This window comes from Rhizobium sp. CC-YZS058, from assembly GCF_034720595.1.
In the GTDB taxonomy this organism is placed as follows: Bacteria; Pseudomonadota; Alphaproteobacteria; order Rhizobiales; family Rhizobiaceae; genus Ferranicluibacter.
Genome location: NZ_JAYESJ010000001.1, coordinates 4,187,191 through 4,211,920, shown reverse-complemented (window position 1 = coordinate 4,211,920; position 24,730 = coordinate 4,187,191). Strand labels below are relative to the sequence as shown.

At 60.1% G+C, this 24,730-nt stretch carries 22 protein-coding genes and 3 pseudogenes; 13 read left to right on the top strand and 12 right to left on the bottom strand.

The features are described 5' to 3' along the window. Nucleotides 1–3: 3 nt before the first annotated feature. Nucleotides 4–1,335 (bottom strand): sugar ABC transporter substrate-binding protein, encoded by a 1,332-nt coding sequence (locus U8330_RS19940; protein WP_323106995.1) that lies wholly within the window; start codon nt 1,333–1,335, stop codon nt 4–6. Nucleotides 1,336–1,500: 165 nt separating this feature from the next. Between U8330_RS19940 and U8330_RS19935 the strand changes: the two genes are divergently transcribed. From U8330_RS19935 to U8330_RS22445, 5 genes and pseudogenes are all read left to right on the top strand, one after another. Beyond that, nucleotides 1,501–3,123, top strand: a complete 1,623-nt coding sequence (locus U8330_RS19935; protein WP_323106993.1) for a choline dehydrogenase — start codon at nt 1,501–1,503, stop codon at nt 3,121–3,123. A gap of 91 nt (nt 3,124–3,214) precedes the next feature. Further along, nucleotides 3,215–3,973, top strand: coding sequence for a GntR family transcriptional regulator (locus U8330_RS19930; RefSeq protein ID WP_323106991.1), 759 nt, complete (start codon nt 3,215–3,217; stop codon nt 3,971–3,973). Nucleotides 3,974–3,983: 10 nt separating this feature from the next. Continuing rightward, entirely contained in the window at nt 3,984–4,943 is a 960-nt protein-coding gene (locus tag U8330_RS19925; RefSeq protein WP_323106990.1) for an ROK family protein, read from the top strand. A gap of 17 nt (nt 4,944–4,960) precedes the next feature. Then, entirely contained in the window at nt 4,961–6,019 is a 1,059-nt protein-coding gene (locus U8330_RS19920) for an SIS domain-containing protein (protein ID WP_323106989.1), read from the top strand. Between the two features lie 152 nt (nt 6,020–6,171). Further along, a pseudogene (locus U8330_RS22445) lies at nt 6,172–6,409 on the top strand (IS3 family transposase); the annotation flags it as partial. 213 nt (nt 6,410–6,622) lie between these two features. Here the strand turns inward: U8330_RS22445 and U8330_RS19910 are convergent. Together U8330_RS19910 and U8330_RS19905 are read right to left on the bottom strand one after the other, a co-directional pair. Then, nucleotides 6,623–6,932 (bottom strand): annotated as a pseudogene (locus U8330_RS19910) (metallophosphoesterase); the annotation flags it as partial. Between the two features lie 331 nt (nt 6,933–7,263). Beyond that, nucleotides 7,264–8,010 carry an SDR family oxidoreductase gene (locus U8330_RS19905; RefSeq protein WP_323106988.1) on the bottom strand — a complete coding sequence of 249 codons (747 nt, stop codon included), beginning with the start codon at nt 8,008–8,010 and terminating at the stop codon, nt 7,264–7,266. 345 nt (nt 8,011–8,355) lie between these two features. Between U8330_RS19905 and U8330_RS19900 the strand changes: the two genes are divergently transcribed. After that, the gene (locus U8330_RS19900) at nt 8,356–9,444 is read left to right on the top strand and encodes a LysR family transcriptional regulator (protein WP_323106987.1); all 1,089 of its coding nucleotides are present in this window, start codon (nt 8,356–8,358) and stop codon (nt 9,442–9,444) included. 61 nt (nt 9,445–9,505) lie between these two features. On the opposite strand, the gene U8330_RS19895 is transcribed toward U8330_RS19900, so the two are convergent. The 4 genes from U8330_RS19895 to U8330_RS19880 are packed head-to-tail and all read right to left on the bottom strand — an operon-like array spanning nt 9,506 to nt 12,316. Next, nucleotides 9,506–10,624, bottom strand: a complete 1,119-nt coding sequence (locus tag U8330_RS19895) for a metallophosphoesterase (protein ID WP_323106986.1) — start codon at nt 10,622–10,624, stop codon at nt 9,506–9,508. Next, the gene (locus tag U8330_RS19890; protein ID WP_323106985.1) at nt 10,624–11,208 is read right to left on the bottom strand and encodes a YdeI/OmpD-associated family protein; all 585 of its coding nucleotides are present in this window, start codon (nt 11,206–11,208) and stop codon (nt 10,624–10,626) included. Before U8330_RS19890 ends, U8330_RS19895 begins: the two co-directional genes overlap by 1 nt. 10 nt (nt 11,209–11,218) lie before the next feature. Then, nucleotides 11,219–11,632: a DUF1761 domain-containing protein gene (locus U8330_RS19885; RefSeq protein WP_323106984.1), complete on the bottom strand. Its 414-nt coding sequence runs from the start codon at nt 11,630–11,632 to the stop codon at nt 11,219–11,221. Between the two features lie 27 nt (nt 11,633–11,659). Next, complete coding sequence (locus U8330_RS19880) at nt 11,660–12,316, bottom strand: TetR/AcrR family transcriptional regulator (protein ID WP_323106983.1); 657 nt, start codon at nt 12,314–12,316, stop codon at nt 11,660–11,662. Between the two features lie 129 nt (nt 12,317–12,445). On the opposite strand from U8330_RS19880, the gene U8330_RS19875 reads away from it, so the two are divergent. From U8330_RS19875 to U8330_RS19855, 5 genes and pseudogenes are all read left to right on the top strand, one after another. Continuing rightward, on the top strand, nt 12,446–13,489 hold the full coding sequence (locus U8330_RS19875) for an aldo/keto reductase (RefSeq protein ID WP_323106982.1): 1,044 nt from the start codon (nt 12,446–12,448) through the stop codon (nt 13,487–13,489). A gap of 64 nt (nt 13,490–13,553) precedes the next feature. Beyond that, complete coding sequence (locus U8330_RS19870; RefSeq protein WP_323106981.1) at nt 13,554–15,242, top strand: FAD-dependent monooxygenase; 1,689 nt, start codon at nt 13,554–13,556, stop codon at nt 15,240–15,242. Nucleotides 15,243–15,431: 189 nt separating this feature from the next. Continuing rightward, nucleotides 15,432–16,391 (top strand): polyprenyl synthetase family protein, encoded by a 960-nt coding sequence (locus tag U8330_RS19865; protein WP_323106980.1) that lies wholly within the window; start codon nt 15,432–15,434, stop codon nt 16,389–16,391. 74 nt (nt 16,392–16,465) lie between these two features. Then, nucleotides 16,466–16,690 (top strand): annotated as a pseudogene (locus U8330_RS19860) (DUF808 family protein); the annotation flags it as partial. 119 nt (nt 16,691–16,809) lie between these two features. Then, nucleotides 16,810–17,967 (top strand): beta family protein, encoded by a 1,158-nt coding sequence (locus U8330_RS19855; RefSeq protein WP_323106979.1) that lies wholly within the window; start codon nt 16,810–16,812, stop codon nt 17,965–17,967. Here the strand turns inward: U8330_RS19855 and U8330_RS19850 are convergent. The 3 genes from U8330_RS19850 to U8330_RS19840 form a co-directional block, all read right to left on the bottom strand. Next, nucleotides 17,927–18,568 (bottom strand): sce7726 family protein, encoded by a 642-nt coding sequence (locus U8330_RS19850; protein ID WP_323106978.1) that lies wholly within the window; start codon nt 18,566–18,568, stop codon nt 17,927–17,929. The two genes, U8330_RS19855 and U8330_RS19850, sit on opposite strands and share 41 nt — an antisense overlap. A 375-nt stretch (nt 18,569–18,943) precedes the next feature. Then, a complete protein-coding gene (locus U8330_RS19845; RefSeq protein ID WP_323106977.1) occupies nt 18,944–19,852 on the bottom strand; it encodes an ImmA/IrrE family metallo-endopeptidase in 909 nt (302 codons plus the stop codon). Continuing rightward, on the bottom strand, nt 19,849–20,175 hold the full coding sequence (locus tag U8330_RS19840) for a helix-turn-helix transcriptional regulator (RefSeq protein WP_323106976.1): 327 nt from the start codon (nt 20,173–20,175) through the stop codon (nt 19,849–19,851). The genes U8330_RS19845 and U8330_RS19840 overlap by 4 nt, the downstream gene beginning before the upstream one ends. Nucleotides 20,176–20,369: 194 nt before the next feature. On the opposite strand from U8330_RS19840, the gene U8330_RS19835 reads away from it, so the two are divergent. Continuing rightward, nucleotides 20,370–21,809, top strand: a complete 1,440-nt coding sequence (locus tag U8330_RS19835; protein ID WP_323106975.1) for an SMODS domain-containing nucleotidyltransferase — start codon at nt 20,370–20,372, stop codon at nt 21,807–21,809. Between the two features lie 10 nt (nt 21,810–21,819). After that, complete coding sequence (locus tag U8330_RS19830) at nt 21,820–22,590, top strand: hypothetical protein (RefSeq protein WP_323106974.1); 771 nt, start codon at nt 21,820–21,822, stop codon at nt 22,588–22,590. A 442-nt stretch (nt 22,591–23,032) separates the two neighbouring features. On the opposite strand, the gene U8330_RS19825 is transcribed toward U8330_RS19830, so the two are convergent. Beyond that, nucleotides 23,033–23,698: a class I SAM-dependent methyltransferase gene (locus U8330_RS19825; RefSeq protein ID WP_323106973.1), complete on the bottom strand. Its 666-nt coding sequence runs from the start codon at nt 23,696–23,698 to the stop codon at nt 23,033–23,035. Beyond that, the gene (locus U8330_RS19820) at nt 23,691–24,611 is read right to left on the bottom strand and encodes an NAD(P)/FAD-dependent oxidoreductase (RefSeq protein ID WP_323106972.1); all 921 of its coding nucleotides are present in this window, start codon (nt 24,609–24,611) and stop codon (nt 23,691–23,693) included. Before U8330_RS19820 ends, U8330_RS19825 begins: the two co-directional genes overlap by 8 nt. Between the last annotated feature and the right edge of the window lie 119 nt (nt 24,612–24,730).

Here is a 24,730-nt window from a genome sequence, read left to right as displayed (position 1 = left end):
TGGCTATTCCAAAGTGTCCTTGACGTTGGTTTGCAGTTCCGCGACGGCATCCTCGGGCGAAGTGCCCTGATACATCTGGTGGATCGCGTCGACGATCAGCAACACGACGTCGCTCCAACCTTGACGGAACACCGACGTGGCGCTGGTATGCTGCATTTGGTCCTTGACCGCCGCGACATAACCCGCATTCAGCGCCTTGACGTAGTCGGCGTCGGCCCAGGCAGAGTCACGCGGCGCGCCCCCGGTTGCGACGCCAAGTGCCGCTGTCATATGCTTGTTGGTCGCCCACTGTACGAAGAGCCATGCGGCGTCCTTTTTCGGCGAGTTCTTGGCGATGGAGATACCCCAGGACCAGTGCCCGCTATAGCCGATCGACCCTTCCGAGGGCGGCAACGACGCGTAGCCCACCTTGCCTGCAATGGCCGAGGTCTTGGGATCCTCGAAACCGGGGCCGAACACCGAGGCATCGATGAAAAAGGCGGCATTCCCTTGCGAGAAGAAGCGGCTGGCATCTTCCCAGCCATAGGCCAGGGCACTCGGCGGACCTGCCTTCAACAGACCGGCATAGTAGGAAAGGCCCTTGGCGATACGCGGATCGTCGAAACGCGGCTTCGTCCAGGCACCGTCGAACCAAATGTTGTAGGGTAGAGCCGCCGGCTGATCACCCCAAGCGTCGAGCACTATGCCGGTCATTGTATCGACGAGTTCTGCAGAACGCTTGCCGCGCATTGATGCGCCGAAGATCTTGCCTTCGCCTTTGGCGCTGATTTCGTTGGCTGCAGCGACCAGCTCGTCCATTGTCGCGGGCACCTTACCGTTGAGATATCTGTCGACGAGCTCCTTGTTGTAGAAAAGCGTATAGGCTTCGAAGGAGATCGGGATCGCATATAGCTGCGGATCTGGCCCGCCCACCGGGAAGGACGCTCCGGCTCGGAATCCTTCGGGGTAGTCGGTAAGGTCGTAGGCCGGATCAGTTTTGACGGGATCATCGAGATATGGCGTCAGCGGCTCGACGACGCCTGCTTCCCACTGCGTGTAGAGCGCGGAGTCCATCTGAATCATGTAGACGTCGGCGACCGATTGCGTCGAGCGGACCGCAAGGTTCATGCGGTCGGAGTAGAGGTCCTCGGCGAATGCGTCGATCTTGACCTTGATGCCGGTCTCGGCCTCGAACCCGTCGATATGTTTGCGAAGCTCGGCTGTCCACGGATGCTCGCTGAGCAGCACCGTGATCTCCTGACCTGATTGCGCTTTCCAGTCGATCGCGTAGGCACCCGTGGAAAAGACGGAGGCCGCCAGCGCGGCAGACAGCGTGAGAAATCCCCTTCGTTTCATTTTCTTATGCTCCCGGTTGATTTGACCACATGCAGCGCGTTGTTCGCTTGACAACTTGTTACTACATGTTAAAGACCAGCTAACACAGGCTCGAAACGCTGTCTAGTGGCCTAGCCAACAGGAAAGCGCGGAGCTGGAGGTCTCAATCGGGAGAGGAGCCGCAGAATGACTGAAGGTTACGAGAACAGGACGAAGGCCAACGCCAAGGAATTCGACTTCGTTATCGTCGGCGCAGGGTCGGCTGGGTGCGTTCTCGCCAACCGCCTGACTGAAGATCCGGCCGTATCCGTGTGTCTTATCGAAGCCGGCTCTAGCGATCGCAGCATCTTCATCCAGATGCCGGCGGCCCTGACCTTCCCGATCGAAAGCGATCGGTACAACTGGAAATTCGAAAGCGAACCCGAACAGGAGCTGCACGGCCGCAGCATCGGCCAGGCTCGCGGACGCGGCCTCGGCGGCAGTTCGTCCATCAACGGCATGGTGCACGTGCGAGGTTCCCGGCAGGACTATGATGGCTGGCGCGCCCTCGGGGTCGAGGGCTGGGACTTCGAAGAGTGCCTCCCCTATTTCAAGAAACTTGAAACTTTTGAGGGTGGACGCGACCCGATGCGCGGCGGTTCCGGCCCGATCAGCGTGACGCGCAGCAAGGCCGATCACCCGCTATATCGGACCTTTCTCGACGCCGGCAAGCAGTTCGGACTGCGCGATGCAGGCGACTATAACAGCGGCGATCAGGAAGGCGTCCATATCACACAGGCGACCATCCGGGATGGAATACGCTGCTCGACCAGCCTTGCCTACCTGACCCCGGCGCGACATCGCAAGAACCTGACGGTCATGACCGATTGCCTCGTGGAGAAGATCCTGGTTGATGGCCGTACGGCAGTCGGCGTCGTTTTTTCCCGCAACGGCGGGCGTCAGACGGTCCGCGCCGCACGCGAAACCATACTCTCGGCTGGCACCGTAGGGTCCCCGCATCTGCTGATGCTGTCCGGCATTGGCAATCGGGAGGACCTGAAGACGCATGGGATTGCCAATGTCGCGCACCTGCCGGGAGTGGGTGCCGATCTGCAGGACCATGTCGTCGCGCCTTTGCGCTTCAGTTCGCCCGGCGGCGTTTCGATCCGACGACAGTTGAACATGGTTGGTCGGATGAAGCTCGGTGTAGAATGGCTGCTCTTCAAGCGCGGTCTCGGCAGCACGAATTTCTTCGAGGTCGGGGCCTTCTTCAAGAGCAGCGATGCGGTCGACTATTTCAACATGCAGCATGAGTTCCTGCCTTTCTTGGCCGACTTCCAGTCCGGGAAGGTGACGATCTCCGATGGCTTCCAGTATTTTGTGAGCCAGATGCGGCCCTTCAGCCGAGGTCGGGTCGAGCTGAAATCCGCCGACCCGAAGGCCAAGCCCTCGATCCGCTTCAACTATCTGACGGATCGCCGGGATATTGCGGAAATGGTCGATGGCATCCGCCTTACGCTGGAGATGGCGAACCAGTCCGCCTGGTCGCGCTACAAGGGCAGCGCCGTCGACACGCCAGATCGCACCGCTAGCGACAGCGAGCTTGAGAGGTGGTTGAGAACCGTCGCAAACACTGAACACCATCCGACGAGCACCTGCCGCATGGGATCGGACGATCTTTCCGTTACCGATTCCACCGGCCGGGTACATGGCCTCGAGAAGCTCCGAATTGTCGACGGTTCCATCCTGCCTCGCGTGCCCTCCGCCAACATCAACGCCCCCATCATCATGGCCGCGGAGAAGATCGCCGCTGCGATGAAACGGGGCTGAACCGGAAAGGCAATCCCGGCAGAAGGCGATCTTGCCCACTTGTCTCGACATGTTAGAGACTGGGCATCCAAGTCTTGAAAGGGAGGAAGCGATGAACGAAACCTGGCTGAAGAAGAAACCGATCCGCAAGAGTGGTGCCGTCCCGATGTACGTACAGGTGGCGGAAATTCTCGATACTGAGGTCAAAGCAAGAAACGGAGCCCATTTCGCCCTTCCTTCGGAAGGCGAACTTTCACGCGAGTTCGGTGTCTCACGCGTCACCATACGGCAGGCGCTGAAGCAGTTGGAAACGCGGGGCGTTATCTACAGCGAACATGGGCGCGGCTATTTCAGTACAGCCTCTCGCATGCGCGGCGTATCCGGCTTCCATAGTTTCACGACAGAGGTACGGAAGCTCGGCGGCGAACCCGGTTCGACGATCATCGCCTATGAAGAAGAACGGGAGCTGTCGCCCGCATTCCGTAAGCACCTACAAACGGAAGGTAAGAGCACGGCCGACTTTATCTTCCTGCGCCGCGTGCGCACCATCGATGGCGACCCGGTCGCGCTCGAAGACGCCTATCTGCCGATGGCGCTCTTTCCGTCAGCGACCCGAACGATCTTCGAAGGTGCCTCCCTTTATCAAGAGATGACAGCGACCTGGGGTATCGTTCCCACTTGGACCGACGCCCTGTTCGAACCGGCGGCTGCATCAGTCGAGGAAGCCGCGCATCTCCGGATAGAGGCTGGAGCACCGATCCTGATCGTATGGCGGGTGACCGTCACCGACACCGACCAAGCCGTCGAATACGTGCGGTCGGCCTACAAGGGCGATGGCTTCATGTTGAACGTCAACCGATATCGTCTTTAGGAGCCTCAGTGTGGATTTCGCAATCGGCATAGATATCGGCGGAGGCAGCACGAAGATCGGTCTGGTTTCCGCAGACGGCACCGTGATTGATCGACGCCGCATTCCCTTGGCCCGCAGCCGTGACGACAACGCGCCGCGCATCATCGCGCTTTATGCCGACGCGATCCGGGATCTGACGTCCACACATCCACGTGCGAAGCCGTGTGGCATCGGCATCGGGTTTCCAGGACCCGTCAATCCCGATCATCTGTCCGGCACGCTTGGCAACATTCCGGCGCTCGACGACATTCCGCTGGCCGCCATGATAGGCGAACAGTTCGGGTTGCCAGCCCGCATGGAGAACGATGCGACCGCGGCCGGGCTTGCCGAAGCACAGTTCGGTCGCGACCGCGATGCTGGCCGGCTGCTCTTGATCGCCGCCGGCACGGGCATCGGCGTCGCCTTCACGGTCGGCGGAAAGCCGTTCGTCACTTCGGGTGGATGTCTCGGCGATGCGGGGCATCTGATCGTGCGGGCAGACGATGTCCGCCGCTGCCGCCAAGGCTGTCTCGGATGTCTGGAGTCGCTCGCGTCCGGCGACGCGTTGAACGGCACTGCCGCTCGCTACTGCGCTGACCGTCCCGAGAGCGCTCTCGCAGGCCGCGCGCACCGGTTGGGTCGTAAAGTGGATGCATCCGACGTTATCGCCTGCGCGAAGGACGGCGATCCCGCATCCATGGAGATGTTGAACGAGGTCGGCCGGTGGCTTGGGCGAGGTGCTGCGACCTGGGCGCATATCTTCGCGCCAAACGTCATCCTGCTCGGCGGCGGATTGAGCGCTGCTGGCGATCTGATCCTGGGGCCGCTCGAGGAGGAGGCGCGCAATTGCGGCCTCGATATGTATCTCGGACACGTCCGCTTCTCGCTCGCCTCGCTCGGAAACGACGCCGGCATGATGGGCGCTGCAGCGCAAATTTTCGCCATAACCTGATTGAAAACGGAGCCTCCATGTCAAAATCCTATCTCGACGAAATCGCCGAACAGCCAGCGGCGATCCGCGGGCTCGGCCTGCTTATCACCCCTGCCATGACCGCCGCGGTAGAGGCGATCCGGGCCAGGATCGACGCAGGAGAAGTTCGACACATCATCCTGACTGGGATGGGCGGATCTCTGTTCAGCGCCTATGGCACCTCCCTCCGCCTAAGCCACTCGCTTTCGGTGCCGGTGTCGCTTTGGGATTCGTCTGAGCTCATCCAACAAGCGCCGTCCGTTCTGCGGCCCGGCACGCTCGTCATAGCCATTTCCCAATCCGGTGAAAGCATCGAACTCCGCCGGATGGCGGAACTTGATCGTGGCACGAGCGTCAAGGTCGCTATCACGAACACGCCCGACAACACGCTGTCGCGCTGGGCGGACCTGAAACTGGCGACCAACGTCGGCCCAGAACAAACCGTCTCGACGAAGACCTATACTGCAGGTCTCGTCGCCCTCTACATCCTTGAGCGATTGCTGATTGGCGATACAGGAACGCTGGCTGTCGAAATCGACACACTGGCCAATGCGATCGAAGACTTGCTATCCACCTTGCCCGGCAAAATGGAGGAGACTCTTGCCTTCCTCGGCCATGACATGCCGCTGTCCTTCATCGGGCGAGGCGCGAGCTATGCGAGCGCGATGATGGCCGCCCTCGTCACGGCCGAGGCTGCCAAGGCATCGACGCAAGCCTTTTCCGGAGGCCAGTTCCGTCATGGCCCATTGGAGCTCGTGCGTGAAGGCTTCCGTAGCGTATTGTTCATTGGCGGCGGGGATGCGACGTTCGACCTTAACTTGAAGACGGTCTCAGACATTGCCCGCCTCGGCGGCCGCTGCCTTGTAGTCGCGCCGGAGCATACGGCGGCCGCCCTTCCCCACGACCAGATCGCTTTGATCCTACCGAGCGTTGTCGAAGGCCTGCTGCCCGTCTTGGAGATCCTGCCGATCCAACTGCTGATGGTGCCTATGGCCAGCGCTCGCGGCTTCGAACCCGCGAAATTCCTTAACGGGTCGAAGGTTACCGTGATTGAGTAGACCACTCGTCGGTGTCTCGCCAAAGTTAGGCGGGACACCGACTCCTGAACCGCACCGGGGTTCCCGAAGACTAAAACTTATCCGCAAGTGCCGTCGACATGAGCAAGACAACGAGCAAGTCTTCGCTCGAAATCTAAGGACGTGCTATCTGCATGGTACTGGATCACGAGGCGGAACACTCATCGCGACGGGTGGCGGTTTCATCTACTGCAGGTAAGACTGGTTGCCCGCCAGCCACGCTGCACGAGTGGTGAAGGAACCGAGGTTGATAGCGACAAAGAAACAGCCCCGCCGAGCGACGCGGCCGAGAATATGAATGCTCTTAGGCGAGAGACCCGCCAGCTTCGTCAGGCCAGCCGATCTTGCGAAAGGCATCCGCTTACTTCGCGGTGGCACAGCAGACGGATGCAACCATTCGCCTGCTGGGCTAAAGGAAGCTTGAGCGCACCTTCAATCGATTATGTAGTCCATCTACGAATACCGTGGCGTGTTCGAAGTCGGGCCGATCTGCAGGCTCTTGAACGTTGCCTTGTCGAACTACCGCGAGAACGTCGCGGCAGTTATGACAATGCTCTCGCCAAACAAGTAATGGCTTCCAGATCGCTACTTCCTTCGCAGCGTGATCCTGATCAGCTCCGAAGTAACACCAAGCCTCAGCGCGAATCCAGGCCAGAGACAGGTCCCGTCGCTGACGTACAGCGTCATGGCACCGATTTCATAGCGACCGGAAGCAAAGCCGTTGTTGACTCGGGCCACCAGGAAATCCAGTCCGCGGATCATGCCACCGAGAGTATGTCCGGAAAGCTGAAGAACAACACCTGCCAGCGGATCTCCGAGCCATCGTGGGCTGGTGATCGAGCAGGACTACGGGAACGTCGGGCGGTGCAACCGAAAGGGCCTTCGTCAAGTCAGGCGGCAGTTCTGTTGATTTCCACTGAGAATTGACCCGGCAAGTTCCACCAAGATTTGACCCGCCTTTTATGTATGGTCCTGATCTGTTGTGCCGGTCAAGGTTCGTGCTTTTTCCATTCTTTTCTGGGTTCCTGGGCTGAGCTGACCGGTCTCGTCTCCACCTGCAAACCAATCCTACCTTACTCCGATTGCTTCCTGACGGGCCATGTGCGTGCCATCGAGGCCGTGTCGGTCGAACCGCGACCGGCAATCATACAATGGAACCATCTATCGCCATGGATCACTGTCGCGGAGGGACGGTGCTGGTACCGGACCAGCACCGTCAGTCACTGTTAGTTCGGGTTAATCAGATCGAACACCTTCTTGAACTGTCCTGCCCGCTCGGCTGTCCTCTGGGGAATTGCCCGCTGGACGATCACTTCTTCCGGGGTCACATCCGCGCATAGCAGGCCGACGGCCTCTTCGATAAACGCGTCCAGCGGCATCGCGTGCGGATTGCGCGACTGGCCGGGCGTGAGTTCCGTTGCCACCAGCGGAGGCGCGATCTCGACCACAGAGATATTCGTACTGCGCAGCTCATGGCGAAGGCTCTGGCTCCAGGAGTGCATACCGGCCTTACTCGCGCTGTAGGCTGACGCAGAGGCGAGCGGTACGAAGGCCAGACCTGACGAGACAGTGACGATGGCAGCTTCCGGCATGGCGCGCAGGTGTGGAAGGAGGGCGGATGTCAGCCCGATCGGCGCGATCAGGTTGGTCAGGACCACCTTCTCCACGGTCTCCATGTCGTATCCGCCGAGGACGCTTTCGTAAGCGAGGATGCCGGCGTTGTGGATGACGGCGTTGAGTTCGGGGTGTTCAGTCGTGACCTGCGCCGCAAAAGTATTGATACCCAAGCTGCTTGTCACGTCGAGCTCGTAGGCAGACATACCAGGGTTCGCCTGGACAACATCGTCTAGCCGATCCTTGTCTCGCCCGGTGATGATGATCTTTGCGCCTAAGTCAGCGAGGGCTTCGGCGAGTCCGCGGCCTATGCCCGAATTGCCGCCTGTGATGAGGATGGTTGCGTCTCGAAAGTTCATGTCATTTACCCTTTGCTCGTTCTTAAATGTGGCCAGCCTGCAATCGGAACCAATAGTGGTCGGATGTCAGGTAGGACCGCAGGAAACGCCAAACCGCTTCGCCGACGTCCGGAAGAAAGCGTGCTCAGTCGCACGCACGCCAGGTGCCTGATGCGGATCGATAATATACAGCCCTCGCCGATTTCTGCATGAGTGGGCGGCTGACAAGAGTCAGCTAACTGTTGCACCGAACACACTGCTGGAAGCCCATCTCCAATCGACGAGATGCAACGATAGCCGGACGCCGCATGATGATAATCAGGTGTCAGTTGACATCATTGTTCCGTTGTCGATAACAATGCAGGCATGAACCTGCTGGACAGTATGAACCTCTACCTTCGGATTGTGGAGCGAGCGAGCTTCACTGCGGCAGCCAACGATCTCGGGGTTCCCAGGGCTACAGCCACGAACGCGATTAAGGCTTTAGAACGCCGTCTTGGCGTTCGGCTTCTTCAACGGACGACCCGGCACGTAGCTCTGACATCCGAGGGCGAGGCCTACGCTCAGAGATGCCGTGCACTCCTAGCCGATCTCGAAAGCATGGAGGACGAATTCGCGACGGTATCGGTCAAAGGTCATCTGCGCGTCGACATACATGGCAACCTCTTCCGTCAGTTTCTCCTGCCTCATCTGATGGGTTTCACAACGGACCACCCACAACTGACACTGCACGTCGGAGACGGTGACAGGCTCGTTGATCTCGTTCGGGAAGGCGTCGACTGCGTCGTGCGTGCCGGAGAGCCGGTCGAGAGTGGCATGATCGTCCGCCGCCTTGCCTTGTTGGATGAGATAACGGTCGCCAGCCCGCAATATCTCGCGAAGCATGGAACACCGATGTGCATCCCGGATCTGCATACGCAGAGTCACAGGATGATAGGGTTCGCTTCTTCGAGGACCGGCACCGTGCTCCCGCTGGAGTTCGTCGAACCCCAAGGGGTCCGCCTTGTAACGATTTCTTCACCGGTCACCGTTAACAGTTCAGATACAAGTGCGGCGCTGGCGCGAATGGGATTCGGCCTGACACAGGCACCGAGATTCCGGTTCGAACAGGATCTGGCATCGGGTGTGCTCGTTGAAGTTCTACCGAACTGCCCACCTACCCCGACGCCGGTATCAGTCTTGTACCCTAGCCAGCGATATGTCCCCCGGCGACTGCGGGTCTTCATAGACTGGCTTGCCTTAGTATTTTCGCAAATGAAGGTGGTCGGAGAGATCGCCGAAACGCCGTCGTCTCAAGGGAAGTCCAAGGCTGTCGGTCATCAAATGGTTCCGGCTGCTGGTTCCCCGGAGGTCGTGTCGCCTAGGCCAACAGGGCTCGACGCCAGCCGCCCTAGAGGGGCCTCGGGCAGTGCGGGATCGGAAAGCATCAGTCGACACCGCCGTCGGTCTACCTGACGTCCTGAACAAGACGCCATCCGGCAGCTTTCGCTTGGAGACATCGCCGGACCAGCTCATGTCACAGACTGCGTCGCAGCGTGATCCTAGTCAGCTCCGAAGGAACACCAAGCCTCAGCGCAAATCCCGGCCAGAGACCGGTCCCGTTGCTTACGTAAAGCGTCATGGCACCGATCTTGTAGCAGCCGGAAACGAAGCCGTTGTTGGCTTGAGCCACCAGAAGATCCAGTCCGCGGATCATGCCACCATGAGTATGGCCTGAAAGCTGAAGAGAAACACCTGCCGATGCAGATCTCCGAGCCATCATGGGCTGGTGATCGAGCAGGACTACCGGAACGTCGGGCGGTGCACCCGCAAGGGCCTTCGTCAAGTCCGGCGGCGGTGCGCCGTGTTCGGCCGCCGACAAGTCCGTGACACCGGCGAGGACGATCGCCTCCTTGTCTCGCTCCAGTACGGCATGATCATTCAACAGCAACTTCATGTTCATGGTGGCCAGATGGCGCATCCAGGTGTCATAGCTGAAGAAGTACTCGTGGTTGCCGGGTATGGCGTAGACCCCATCTCTGGCACGCAGTCCGGCGAGCGGCGTGATATCTTCCGTCCGGTCTCCCACGCTGCCGTCGATGAAGTCGCCGGTGATAACGATCAGATCGGCGTCCAGCGCATTCGTCCCCTCAACGACCTTCTCCGCCCAAGAGGCTGGAAAGAGGCGGCTGAGATGCAGGTCGGTCAGTTGCACCAGTCGATATCCGTCGAACGCTTCGGGCAACCCGTAAATTTCAACTTCCACATCCCTAACGGGCGGAACCCGAACTGCCTGGCTGACCCCCAGCGCCGACAGTGTGAGCGCCAATACGCCGATTGCGTATCGAAACGGCGTAGGGACCGGCCGGAGTCCCCCCTTGACGGCCGCCGCTCCGAGAAAGAGAAGATCCGTCACGATCTGGAACACGGCAAGCAGCACCAGCGCGCCGAAGAGGATATTGAAAGCGAGGATCAGCGGCCGGGGGAACTCGGGGGAGAACACCGAACCGGACGAGATCCGACTGAATAGATGGTACTGCGAGGCGATCAGAAGAACGACCGCCACCGTTACCTTCACCGACCAGAGCCACGGTAATGGCTGGAGGTAGCGAAGGACGACGACCAGCCATGGGAGGGCGAAAACCAAATGGAACATCACTCGCCTTCAGTTGCCGATTCCGCTAAAGCCGCGACAAGCGCAGCGATCTTTCGTGCCCGCGTATCAGGTCGTTTCACGGTGACGATTGGAAGCAGCAGATCGTATCGCTTCGATCTGCCGAGCGCCTCGAACGCGGCGTGTGCGGTTCCATTCACAGATAGCGCCATGGCCACGTCGTCGGGAACTCCGATCCTGCTCGGCGACGCGTATGCGGCTTCCCATCTGCCATCGGCTTTGGCAGCCTCCACCTGCGCCAAGCCACCAGGCAGCATCCTACCCTCGGAGACAAGCCTGTCGACGTGCACGCGGTTCACCTGCGACCAGAGACTCCTCGCCCTCCGCGGGGTGAAGCGCATCAGGAAATGCCCTTCGTCATAGGTCGCCGCCTGACCATCGATCCACCCGTGGCACAAGGCGACATCAAGGGCGGAGCTCTTGTCCAAGGTAGGTAGCACGTCCGCCTTCTTCTTCGCGAACTTGATCCAAAGGCCGGGCGCTTCAGGATTGAAACCGAGCCATGCCTCCAGCGCGTCGGCGTCGGGGAAGGATAGAACCGGCAGACCGGCCTTCATCTCCGTCATCGTCGAAGCCTCAGGAAACGAGATACACGACCGCGCTGATCAGGACGCTTGACACAAAGAAATACGCAGAGCTCAGGAGACCGTAGGCGATCGGCCGCGGAATGTTCGGGTTGATCGCCATGTTCATCGACGTAGCCGCCAGAAAGCCGAGACCGACGACCGCTCCGAAGCCAAGCGCTTCGCGTAGGCTAGCGACCCGCTGGGCGCTCATGAGGTAGGCGATAGTGAACGCCGTCACGAAAACGCAGATCGAAGGCCCGACGATAAATAGTGGCCCCATAGCGTCGGGCTGGCCGACACGTCCGAGAACGACGGCGTACCGTCGCTTGAACGCCACGGCGAACCAGAGGAAGCCGAGAACCATGACGGCTACGGCGGCGACGAAGACGGCAGGGATGCTGACGTGGTCGAGTACGGTATTCACGGGAAGTCCTTTCGTGCAGTTTACAGTCTAGTTGGAGGAGCGTCGGGGTGAGGTAAGTGCGGGGATGAGGACATTGTCGATCATCGCCGTGAGGAACGGTTTGTCGACGGGCTTGCGCAGGATGACGCTGCGATACGCGGACATTGACGGGATCACCTGGGACAGCGTGTCGATGTCGACGTCACCGGAGAACTCTCCGCGGTCGACGGCACGCTGGATCAGCACCCTGTTCACCGACGTCCACGGTTCGACTATGACGGCGTTGGTGGCGTCGGCAAGCTCCTGGTGCTGAGCGAGCATCGACGAAAGCCCGGAGAGTGCCTTCATTTTCAGTTCGCTTTCCTGCACCGATTTCGGCTTGAACAAGGCCAGGAGATCGCCGCGCAGCGACCCCGTGTCCGGCAGGTTTCCGGGATCGACCTGGTCGCGCTTCATATGAGCGACGGCGTCCAGGACGAGGTCGGACTTCGACGGCCAGCGACGGTACATGGTCGCCTTTCCGGCCTTGGCTCGTGCTGCGACCATGTCCATCGTCATCCGGTCGTAGCCTGTCTCGGCAAGTACCTGGATGGCGGCTTCGAGGAGGTCCGCGTCGCGTGTTTGGTCCCTTTTCCTGCCGACGCGGGATGCGACACCGCCGTCGGTCGCCTTGCTTGGGGCTTCGTTTATAGTCGGGGACTTCATGACGCACGTCCTTTCCTAACAATTTGATACACTGCCGTATCGGAACTTGCAAGTCTCGTAATAGTGTGTTTTCTAACTGCCGCGCCGGGCTTCTCCAGCCTGCGATGCATCACTCGAAGGACACATAACATGCGCTACAACCCTCTAGGCAAAACAGGACTGTTCGTGTCGGAGCTGTGCCTCGGCACGATGACCTTCGGCCAGGCAGGAGGTCGCTACGCCGCCGCAAGCGGCGTGACTCAGGATACCGTCGATGCCGTCATCCGCCGTGCGCTCGACGCCGGGATCAATTTCATCGATACCGCCAACGTCTATGCGAACGGACAGGCCGAGGAGATCGTCGGACATTCGCTCAGGACGCTGGGAGTGGCGCGCAAGGATGTCGTTTTGGCGACGAAGTTCGAACATGCCATCGGTTCCGGACCCAACGACGGCGGCGGATCGCGCGTCCACATCGTGGAGGCGGTCAAGGCCAGCCTCAAGCGGCTCGGAACCGATCATATCGATCTCTATCAGATGCATGGATGGGACCCTGCCACGCCTGTCGAGGAAACGCTCCGCGCGCTCGACGATCTGGTCCGGCAGGGGCTTGTCCGCTACATCGGTGTCTCAAACTGGGCAGCCTGGCAGGTGGCGACCGCGCTCGGGATCTCCGGTTCGCTCGGAAACTCGCAGTTCCAGACCTATCAGGGATACTATTCACTTGTAGGACGCGGGATCGAGCGCGAAGTCGTTCCGATGATCGAGGCCCATGGTCTCGGCCTGCTCGTATTCAGTCCTCTGGCGGGCGGATACCTGACCGGGAAGTATCGCGACCAGAAGGGCGGACGGCGCGCCACCATTCCCTTCCCTCCCGTCGATGATGCGAAGGGCACCTGGGTTCTCGATGTCATGGACGGAATCGCGGCCGCTCATGGAGTGTCGCACGAAGCGGTGGCCATTGCATGGCTCCGGCAGAAGCCGGTTGTCACCAGCATCATCACGGGCGTCAAGAACGTGGATCAGTTGAACGCCAATCTTGCGGCGGTGGACCTGACTCTGACCGAGCAGGAGATCGACGCGCTAAACAAAGTCGGTGCGAGCTCGCCGGAATATCCCGGATGGATGCTCGCACAGGGAAGCGCCGCGCGCATGGCTCTCCTTTCCAGCGGCCTTCTGCCGGAAGCCCACTGATCACTCCGACAGAGGCATCCCGGCAGGGTGCCTCCGGTTCCTGTATCCGATAGACGAGGACCACATGGACGACCAAGACACGCAACACATCGATACGGATGTCCTTATCATCGGAGCGGGGCCCATCGGCCTGACGACCGCCTGCGCGCTCGCTCATCACGGAGTGCGTTTCCGGATCATCGAGAAGGCGCATGGCATTTCAGGGGCGTCGAAAGGACATAACGTCATCGCCCGCGCCCAGGAGCTTCTCGGCTCCATCGGGGTGCTGGATCCGATCTCCGACAAGTCATACCGAGCGCCGTTCACGCAGTTCTTCCTCGATCAGGTTCCCTTCGCGCGTCTCGACGCACGCGGATCGGACAGTCCATACGAAGGGGTGCTGTTCTCCAACCAGGGCGTGATCGAACAGGTCCTTACCGACATACTGGCAGGGCGCGGGATCGCCGTAGAGTATGGCCGCGAGGCAACCGCGATCAAGCAGAGCGACGACGGTGTCTCGGTGGAGGTCGCTCCCGTGGACGAAGACGGCATCCGGGTCGGTGGCCACGTCTTTTATAACTGTCGCTATCTGGTCGGTTGCGACGGCGCTCCCGGTACCGCGCGCAAGGCGGCCGGTCTCGACTACGAGGTGAAGGAGTTCGAAGGGCGTGCGCTGCGACAGATGGACGGGACGCTGCATTGGCGCAGGTCGACTGAACCGCACACCGCAAGGTTCTTCCTGTTTCCACACGGTTTCGCGGGAGTTCTGCCCGTATGGGAAGGCGGCCACCGACTGTTCGTTCTCGAGCAGAGCGAGAAGATGCCGGATCGCAAGCCGACACGCGAGGAGATGGTGACGAGAGCGCGCGAAGTCACCGGCGATCAGTCATTCGACCTGACGGACCCGACCTGGTCGTCCTACGGCACCTTCAGCCATGGCGTAGCACCGGCCTATGCGAAGGGCCGGATATTCCTCGCCGGAGATGCCGGCCACCGGACGCTGCCGATCGGCGGACAGGGGATGAACGCCGGCTTCCTCGATGCTGTCAGCATCGCATGGCGTCTGGCAATGACACTTTCCGGCGCTGCCGGTCCGCTGATCCTGGAGAGCTATGGGCCGGAGCGGCATGGCGCGCACGAGGCTCTCGGAAAGCAGCAGGTCAGAGGCTTCGAGCAGCTTATGCACCGGAACAAGCTTGCAGACGGCCTCATCGGAACGATCGCCGGATTGGTCCCCAGTATCGGGTCCTACGTGTTCGGTGGCAGCGATCTCGAACAATTGACCGTCGGGTACCCGGACAGCTTCATCAGCGAGGATCATTTCTCGGCGTTCAACCCGAAGCGTGCCGGCGCGCTTCGCGCCGGAGATAGAGCGCCTTACGCCGAGCTGACGGACAGCGCGGGTCATGATGTTTCGCTGTTCGACATGTTCTATGGAAACCGCCTGTCGTGGGGCTGGCGACTGCTTCTCCTCGATGGCGGCGATCAGGCGTCCCATCCGCTTCTATGGGAAGCCGCTGGGACAGCATCAGGAGTCGATTGGATCTCGCCTACCATCGTCGTGGCTGATCCGGACGCCTGTGGTCATCATGGGGCGGAGACGGTCTTCGATCTCGACGGCCTGGTTCACGAAGCGTTCGGCCTGGCAGGCCAGTCTGCCGTCGTGCTTGTCCGACCCGACGGGCATATCGCGTTTCGGTGCCCGGCCAAATCCTACACGCTACTAGCGGCTTATCTAGCAAAGATTTCGGGAAACCCGACCGTCGCTCAGTGAACCGAGGCCGCGGAAGAGCGTAGCGGCCTGCGACTCTGCTCCATGAGATAGCCGGAAGGCATAGGAAACGCCGAACGCGATTCATCCGGTGGAGGAACGTCGGATACTCGTTGGCTGCGCTATCGGAACGACTGAGGAACGGCAGGCTGTAGACGACCGGCATTTTAGCCAGCCTTCAGGATGTCCATTATGGTGAAACCTATTCCTCTGCAGAATGTCTCGAGGCCGGAAGAGGGCGAAAGCGAAAGCGTTTTCTGGCGGGACGACCGAACTCCGGAACAAGAAAACCGAAAGATTACCAAAGACCTGACGCTCGAGATCGAGAACCGCCTGCGGGTACTTCTCGACACTTCGGACTATACGCCGCCGAACCTCGCCGCCGCCATGCGGCATGCCTTACTCGGTGGCGGCAAGCGTTTCCGTCCGCTGCACTTCGTCCTCACCATACTCCAACCGGCGCACCGGGGGCTGGCAGTTGATGTCGGATGCGCGATCGAGATGGTTCACACCGCCTCGCTTATCTTCGATGATCTTCCCTGCATGGACGATGCTGCTCTGCGCCGTGACAAGCCGACGACGCATGTCGTCTTCAGCCAGTCAACCGCAATCTTGGCCGGCATTTCCCCTCTTACCCGCGGCATGAACATTCTGGCAACCATCGAGGGCCTGCCCGGCGAGGCCCGCGCCCGCCTGGTCGCCTCTCTCAGTCTCGCTGTCGGCGCTACCGGCCTCGCCGCTGGACAGGAAGTCGATCTCAACGACGGACAAAGCCCCGAGATCGATGTTGAGCGCAAGAACTGGCTGAAAACTGGACGCCTCTTCGCCGCCATGGCGGAGATGGCATGTATTCTCGACCAACGCTCGTCGGATCAGTCGGAAGCGCTGGCGGAAATGGCCTTTCACGTCGGCTCCGCCTTCCAAGCGCTCGACGACCTGCTGGACGTGCTCGCGCTGACCCAATCGCTCGGCAAGGACAGCGGCAAGGATATCGGCAAGCGAACCTTGATGAGCGAACGCGGGGAAGCCAACACACGGCGTTCATATTATTCGCATATCGGGTTCGCGACCTCGGCACTGAGACGCTGTGGCGTCGAGGACGGGCCGATCTGCTATATGTTCCGCTCGATCGACCGACTGGTCCCGCCATGAACGTTCGACGGGTAGACCGCCTGAGCCCTGTGATCGGTCCGCGCTTATCCGGGATCATTTGGGTCGATGTGCTGATGCCGGGCTCCCTCGCAGTCCCAGCTCCTGACAGGTTCTCTATACTCGACGACGTCGCGGCTATCGTGAAACTCGCTGCCGGATCTCTGGACGACGTGGCTGCTCAGGCAGCCAGGGCTAGCGTCAAAGCAGACGGCGCGCTTATCGACGATGCTGAAGTGACACTTTCCTACGTGATCGGCCTATCGCGAAGACGTGAGCTGCCGATCATCTGGCAGATAACCACCGAAGAACGGCTCTGTTGACATCATGTGCACAACTGCAAACATGGGTTGTTTCAGTCTGAAGTTGTGATCTGGTAAGGCATCTCGTTTGATCGAATGCAGGGTCACCGGAGTTCCACATGTCTCATGCGATGTATTACCCTTGCCTGAGTACCAAGGCGTTCGAGCTTCTCGCCTACGAGAGGGCATCTGAAGACGTGAAGGACCGCTGCTTCCCAGTCGTCACACTGACACGTCACCGTAACGCGGAGAGTTTCGCGGAAGCTGCCGCGGCCCTCCTCGATGCCCTAGCGGGCCGAGGTGCCATCGTTGATTTCGATTCCACGCCGGCGGCCATCACCTCCGCAGCCGAGGCGGAACAGGAGCGGCGGAGGCGCAGCGCAGAGTTGGTTAGGCTGGGCGGCGTTCCGATCCGAGAGAGGAGTGAAAGGCAGCTTGCCTCGGATCAGAGGCAACGCGACCGCAAGGAGGCATTTAATACGCATCTACGAATGCTTGCCGACGAGGTCGAGGGGCCGCTTCAGTGGATTCGCATCGTGGCAGGTTTGGACAACCTGCTCCCCTGCATTCGCATGACAACGCCGGAGGGGATCGCACGGCAGATTTCCGTCGCATCCGAACTGGGCCGTTGCGCAGCATTGCGTATCCGACTGAAGGAACCCGGAGAACCAACTCTGTTCCTGCGCGCCTTGCCACTTATCGGCTACTGGCCGCCGGCAGGCATGATCCTGCTAATCGATGCGGGGTATGTACGGAATCGTGTTCCCGCGAATGTCGACCAGATCAGTTCGTTCCTGGCTCAGGTGAGGCAGCAGATGGGACAGGATTTCGAACGTCTACCAGTCGTCGTGCTCTCGAACAGCTTCCCGAAGGATTCGCTGAAGGATCATCCGGAAGAGATCATCATGGACGAGATCTCGCTTCATCGTCTTGTGGGGCGATCGTGGAGTGTCGGCTACGGCGACTACATGTCGGTCGCCAAACGCCCGCCAGGCTCTGGCAGCAATGGATGGTACCCCCATGTGGATCTAGTCAAACCTGAAAGCTGGCAGGTCAAGCTCGACCTCAACAAGGACGATCCCCAAGGTTTCATCCGCTCTTCCCAAGCTCTCGTTCGAGATCCGTCTTGGGCGGGCAGGGAGAGGTGCTGGGGAACGCAGGTCATCGAAGCTGTCGCCGGGGGAAACCTTCGCGTGGGGCCGACCGCCTTCACAGTGCCCGGCCCATGGCTTTCGGTCAGAGCGAACCAGCATCTTTCGAGGATGGCCCGCAGATGATAGCCGAGCGGCCGTAGGCAGACATCCCACCCAGCGCCTTGAACACAGTCCGAACTTTCAGCGCATGCCTAACGAACGCAACGATTTCTCCGCGCGGAATCTGCCCGGCCGCCGTGGCGACGAGGTCTGGAAGCGATCTCTTCGAAGCACCCTTGCACGCGCCGTGACCCGATAGGAGTGCGATGAGCTCGTGGCGTTCGAGCATCCTAAGCAGGGCCTCGATACTCGTAGCGCCGTTGAGCCTGCCGCGCCGATCGCGGACAAGACGGCAGCCATTTCCAGCACGTCTTGCCACCATGACCGCCCACCAGTCTGGAATCCGAAGAAGAGCCTCGTCCCGATGCGACTCGCCGACGACAAGCGTCATACGGTCTGCCACCTGTCCATAGAGGCCGACTTGGTGATCCAGTCTCTGGAGCGTGTCGCGGTCGCTCTTGATCTCGTATCCGTCGATATGTCCGTTGACGACAGCCACATCTATGCGAGCGCCGCCACGGTTGACGCGGAGCTCGTCGACGATCACCGCATCTTTTCCCAAATGGGCTGCCGAAAGCCTGCGCCGGATTTCCGCACGGATCATGGGATCGCTGGTGTCGTTCATCGTCTTCCTGCAGAACCGAAGTGCCCGGCAATCGCCTGGTTGGCGGCTCCTATCGTGACGGCCGGCGGCCCGCAAGTCACGTTTGAACATGCATATCCGGAAACTCCTAAGGATATCACAACATCGGAACGAGCCGAGTATCCCGACCTGTCCGCACCCCGCCAGCCATGTATCCCGCCGGCTGCCGTTCATACAGGTGGCGGAATGAAGTCCCCCTGCCGATTAGCAGGGTACGGTAGTCGTCATCGTCAGCTCGGACGTCGTCGTGACGAATCCGTACAGATACCACAGTGCCGCCGTAGGCTGCAGGTGCCGATGCTGCCCTCTCTCCGAACGGCAATCGCACGACCAACGGGCCAAGCCGTGCTCCGAAGCTTAAGATCGGCTGGCGTGCCTGAAGAATCGAATGTAGGTATCCTCGAGCACTTCCTCTTCCTGGAGCGCGGGAGCCCGAGCCTCGAAACAAAGAAGCGTGAGCTCGAAGTCATGCCTGCCGGAGCGCACGCACATCTCCAAGACTGGCTCGGGGAACCAGACCCCTGCTGGCTGAGCGACGCCCTGCAACGCCTCCGTCCCGAACGCATTTCTGACTGCCAGAGACGCAGCCGGCATCTCGAACAGCCCTGTTCTGGTCTGCAGGAAGCGGCCTGACCGAAGAGCCGCCTCGCTGGACTTCGCCCAGAGCGCGAACCCGTCGACCGAAGCTATTACCATAGCCCTCGTTGTCGTATATTCGAGCCATCGCAGGGTCGCGGCGGTCAGGGAGACCCCGTATCGGATGGCCACGCCGCCAAGTCTTTCGAATGTGGCAGGTCGGTCAGAGGGTATCTGCCGGCGGTAGTCGTCGAGCGGCATGAGGAGATTGGCCGCGAATTCGTTGGCCTCCTTCTCGATATCAGCGCCTGCGCCATGCTCGACCGCCTCCTTCGAGCAGTGGAAGCCGCCGTCGAAGTCGGGATCCTCATCCACAAGCCGACGATGGAGCAGGAAATGTCCGAGTTCATGGGCGATGGTGTAGGCTCGGCGTCCAGCGTTCTGCCTTCGGTCGTACATGATGGCCCAGCGGCGTGGGAGTGCGTCGCCGGGCACGAGCGCTCCGTCGCATCCGGGAAGATCCTCCGCGACAACCTGTTCGATGTGACTGTCCGGCGAGATCTGCTTCGTATAGTCGAGGGCAAGCTGCCCGACGTCGACCGGGCCGTGGTCGAAGCGGTCGTTCCCGTAGGCCGCGTTCAACACCAGCGAGATGCTGTTGGCGACGCTGCGCGGCGATCTCGGCGTCACTCCTTCCGACCTCCGAGCAGCCTCGCCATCGCGCGGATCTTCTCCCGCGTGTCGGTCGGCATCTGGCTATACTCGCGGAAGAACGCCTTGTCCTGTGCGTCGGCAAGCGTCACGTCCTCCCGTCCGATGAGGTAGTCGGTGGTGACGCCTAAGGCGGCGGCGATGGCGGCAAGCTTCTCGGCCGACGGACGCGGCGGATCCTTGTTCTCCAGTTCCCAGATGTAGCTTTTCGAGGAGCCGGTCGCAGCAGCGAGCTGGTCGAGGGTCAACTCCTGCTTCGTCCGCAGCTCCTTGATCCTCTTGCCGAATGTCGCCTGGCTCATGACAGTATCGCTTCGCTCGTTTTCATTGTTCGGTGTAGCGATACGATATGGGTCTTGACTCCGGAAATCAACATTCCCACCTTGTTCGGAGTAGACATACTTAAAAGATCCCTAGTGTGAATCTGACTTCTGGACAGACCCGCACGCAGGTCGGTGCCGCCGAAGGCCTAGACGCAATAAGATCGGAAAGAACCATGAAGCTGGTGAGCGACTTCAACGACTTCCTGAAGGGCACCGTAAATCTGAACCAGACACGCATCGATCTGCTCGGGGCCCGCGTGGAAGCTATCGAGGAGTTCCTTCAAGAGTCGGACTGGCACCCTCGCATCCTCCAGTTCATCGAGCAAGGATCGTGGGCGCACGATACGATCATCCGCCCGGTCGACCAAGGAGAGTTCGACGCGGACCTGCTCGTGAAGGTCAGGCCGGTGGATGGCTGGAGCGCGGCGCAGTATGTCAAGGAGCTCGGACGCGTGTTCCGGGAAAGCAAGCGCTACGGCGAGATGACAGTCGTCTACGACTACTGCGTCACCATTACCTATGCCGACGACTGCAAGATCGACATAGCCCCCCTGGTCGCTGACCGGGAGCATCAGGGAACCCTCGAGGTCTGCAACAGGAGGACCGACGAGTTCGAAGCCTCCCAGCCGGTCGAGTACACCCGCTGGATCAGGGAGAAGAACGGCTATTCGGGCAACAACTCCTTCCGGAAGGCGACGCGGCTGATCAAGTACATTCGTGACATCAAGAAGCGGTTCAGTTGCGAGTCCGTGCTGCTGACAACGTTGATCGGCCACCGGATTGAATGGTGGGACAAGGGCACGACGGCGTTCGCGGATACTCCGAGCGCTCTTCAGACGATCATGTCGCGGCTCGACGACTGGCTTCAGGATCGCCCCGACAAGCCGAAGGTCGAAAACCCATCCCTCCGATCGCAGGATTTCGCGGAGCTCTGGAACGACACGCAGTACGCGAACTTCCGGAATTTTGTCCACAAGTACCGGACTTGGATCGATGAAGCCGTGGAGGCGACTGATCGGGCGGGCAGCATCGAGAAGTGGCGCAGGGTCTTCGGAGACGGATTTGCCAAGGGCGAGAACGTGAAGAAGGCCGAGGCATCGGTGACCGATCGTGCGCGGGCTCTTCTCAGGGACACCGCAGCCCACTTGGACGGCCTCGTCGACACGGTGATCGACTACGGCGTCGGCATCTTGCCGTCGATCTTCAAGACTCCCCGTCATCAGCAGGCACCACCTTGGCCGATGGCCGAAACCGTTTCACGGAACGTCCAGATCTTCGCCGAGCATAGCACGACGAAATTCAAGGGAAGAGGACATCGCGTCCTCTCGGGCGAAGCGCTCGCCCGCGGTGGCGGGCTCTGGTTCGATGTACGCATCAACAAGTTCCAGACCGTGCCGGCTGATTGCTATGTCCGCTGGCGCATTACCAACACGGGTGCGGCGGCGATGGCCGTCAGATGCGGCAGGGGCGGTTTCGAGAAACCGACGGACGGCGACCGCCGCTGGGAGGGGCTGCAGTACCGGGGTGTCCATATGGCCGAGGCCTTCGTCATTAGGCGGCGGGACAACCGTATCGTGGGTCAGAGCGAGCCGTTCTACGTCGTAATCAAGTAGGATACAGACCATGCCGCAGATCGATACCGTTGGAACCAACTATTATGCACCCCTCGCGCTCATGGATCGCATCGGAGGAGGGCTGTTTTGGGCGGTATCCATCCTGTCCGTAGTGACTCTCCTGATCGACAAGGCTGCTTACCCACAGGCGAGCATCGGTGTCCAGATCGCCTTTCTGATAGCCGCTCTCCTTTTCTTCGTTCATGGGCTGGTGCAGAATCTCTATCTCTTCCCGAGGGCGGAGGATGCGAGGCGACGGCAGGTGCTCTCGAACAGCTTCGACGTCGCGCTTACGCATGAAGAGACGGTCGGATACTACAACAACGACCAGAAGGACCCGCTCAGGCGCTTGGCGGCGAACTCGATGGAAAGCGTATTCTTCACACGCTCCATCGTCCGGAGAATGCTTCGCTGGCAGCGCATCACCACCCTTGGCTATCTCGTCGTCTGGATCGCGTTCATGGCGCACCGCCAGACCGATCTCGAAATGATCGGCGTTGTGGCGCAGGCGATCTTCAGCGGAGAGATCCTCGGCCGGTGGCTACGCATGGAGTGGCTGCATTCGCGATGCGATACCGTTTTCAACGACTTCAACATCCTCTTCAATGGCAGCCGCAAGTCGCAAAAGCCCGTCGACCGAGCTCAGATTATAGAACTCTTCGCTCACTACGAGACGACCAAAGCGACCGCAGCGATCCTCGCCTCGACGAAGATATTCGACGATCAGAACGAAGCGCTGACTGCCGAGTGGGAGCGGATACGCGCCCGGCTCGGCATTTGAGCTCCACATCGAGCAGCTTGCTGGCAGTCCCGTTCCGCGATCAGGGATGGCTGTCGAGTCCGATCGGAGAAAGCCATCTGACAACAGCATGAACATGTTCCCGCATCCGACTCGAAGTCTCAAGCGTGCGGCATGCAGTCGCGAAAACCATTCAAGAGCCCGCTGCCTTCGCTTCTCCCTATAAACTCCGGTATTTATGAAGCAGTTGCCAGAAGCTCCCACTGAACGCGAATGCTATCTCCATGACGCGTCCTAGGAGTGCGGATATGGTAGAAATTATTGACGTATTGACGGCGGAGTTGGCCGAACTCGCTACCGGATTGGCAGAGTGGCGATGTGCTACCGTCGTCCTCGACGAACAGAAGACGGCATCTGAGAAAGTAGTCCGGGTCTAGAAGACCAGCTTCGCACTGGATGCGTTCCCTGCAAGGAAATGACGCCCCTAGGCGTAGCTCACCCAGCCACGGAAGCTCATTGCCTGAAAAAACTGAGTCGACTCCTTGAAGCCGGCCGCGCGAAGATCCTCGAGATCCTGTTCCGGGGCGCGGATAAATGTCTTCGCTCTCATGCCGGCCTTGGCCGAAGCTCGCCGATCGGTGTTCATATCGGCAGTCGCCCCGAACTCGACATGTCTGCCAATCCAAATAGAGCGTTCCGGCTCCGTAGAAGGAATGCTGACATGGGCAAGGATGAATGGCGCGTCAGGCCGCAGACGACGGCGGATGCCTTCAAGCGCCTTTCTTCTGTCTTCAGGGGAGATGTGATGGAAGACCAACGAACAGACAGCGCCGTCGAAGGGACCGTCAGGAGCGGCGGAGATGTCGCCCTGGTGAACATTGATGCGTTCCAAGTTGCTGGAAGCGGTTCTCCGCGCCAGGGCGAGCATGTCTGAAGAAGGGTCGACACCATCGAAAGTCCATCCGCATTCCTGCTCCGCGAGTGCCTGCAGCTCAAGACCGCCGCCCGCACCGACAACCAGGACCCGTCCATCGACAGGAACCCGTTCGGCGAGAAGCAGCCACGTCATTCGGTGAAGACCGTCGAGGCCCGGCACGTTTCGCCGCACGCCGTCGATGTAACCGTCCTGCCGACCATCAAAACTACTCACCGGACTTCATTCCGAACATCAACGAGCGATGAGCGTTGACCCCAGCCAGATTGCCGTCGGCGACTGCGAGCGCGATGGATGCCATCGGTCGTGCAGCATCTCCGCATGCGAAGACGCCGGGCACGCTGGTCTCCTTCATTGCATCGGTCCTGATGATGGAGCCGAGAGGGCTCTCTTCCATGTCGAGACCGAGTTGTTGTGGGATCTGGCTCGTGATCTCGAAGGGGGCCAGTGCGAACAGACCCTCGAAAGACAGGCAGCTTCCATCTAGCAGCCTCACATCTGCATGACCTGTTATGCTTTTCACCGGTCCACGTTCAAGGACAACACCGCGAGCCGCGAGAGCTGCAAGCTGATCAGCATCAGGCGTGAATGCCTGATTAAGCAGGAGAGTGGTCGGTCCCCAATCGGGAAGCATCAACGCATGATGCATCGAAAGCGCCGAGCCTGCGATCACTCCAATCTTGCCTTGGTTCAACTCGTAGCCATGGCAATATGGGCAGTGGAATACGCTTTTGCCCCAGCGTTCCTTCAAGCCTTGGATCTCTGGGAGAACGTCACGTACGCCGAGAGCGAGAATAATGCGGCGGGACTGGTAGCGGCTAGCCTCGACCATTACATCGAAAAGAACCTGCCCAAATGTCGTCAACCCGTTCCGTTGTACGGTCTCCGCGCGGCCGGAAACCCAGTCCACCGTGCTGTATTCCATCAACTGGCTACGAGCGTCCGCTGCTATGACCGAGGGATCAACCCCATCCTGGGTAATGAAGCCATGCGAGTGCGAAGCGAACCGGTTGCGCCTTAGACCCTCGTCGATAACCAGAACCTTCCGACGGGCGCGAGCTAGTTGGAGGCCTGCGGAAAGGCCGGCGTAGCTGCCACCGATGATGATGACGTCGTAAGTTTTGGTCATGCTTTCTCCTTCGAGTCACGCAACAACATAAGTACCATAACCTTACGTTTTCAACGGTCACGACACATCGAATGTATCATGGCCTCCCAGCTATGTGCGTGCTACGGTGCTGAAAGCGG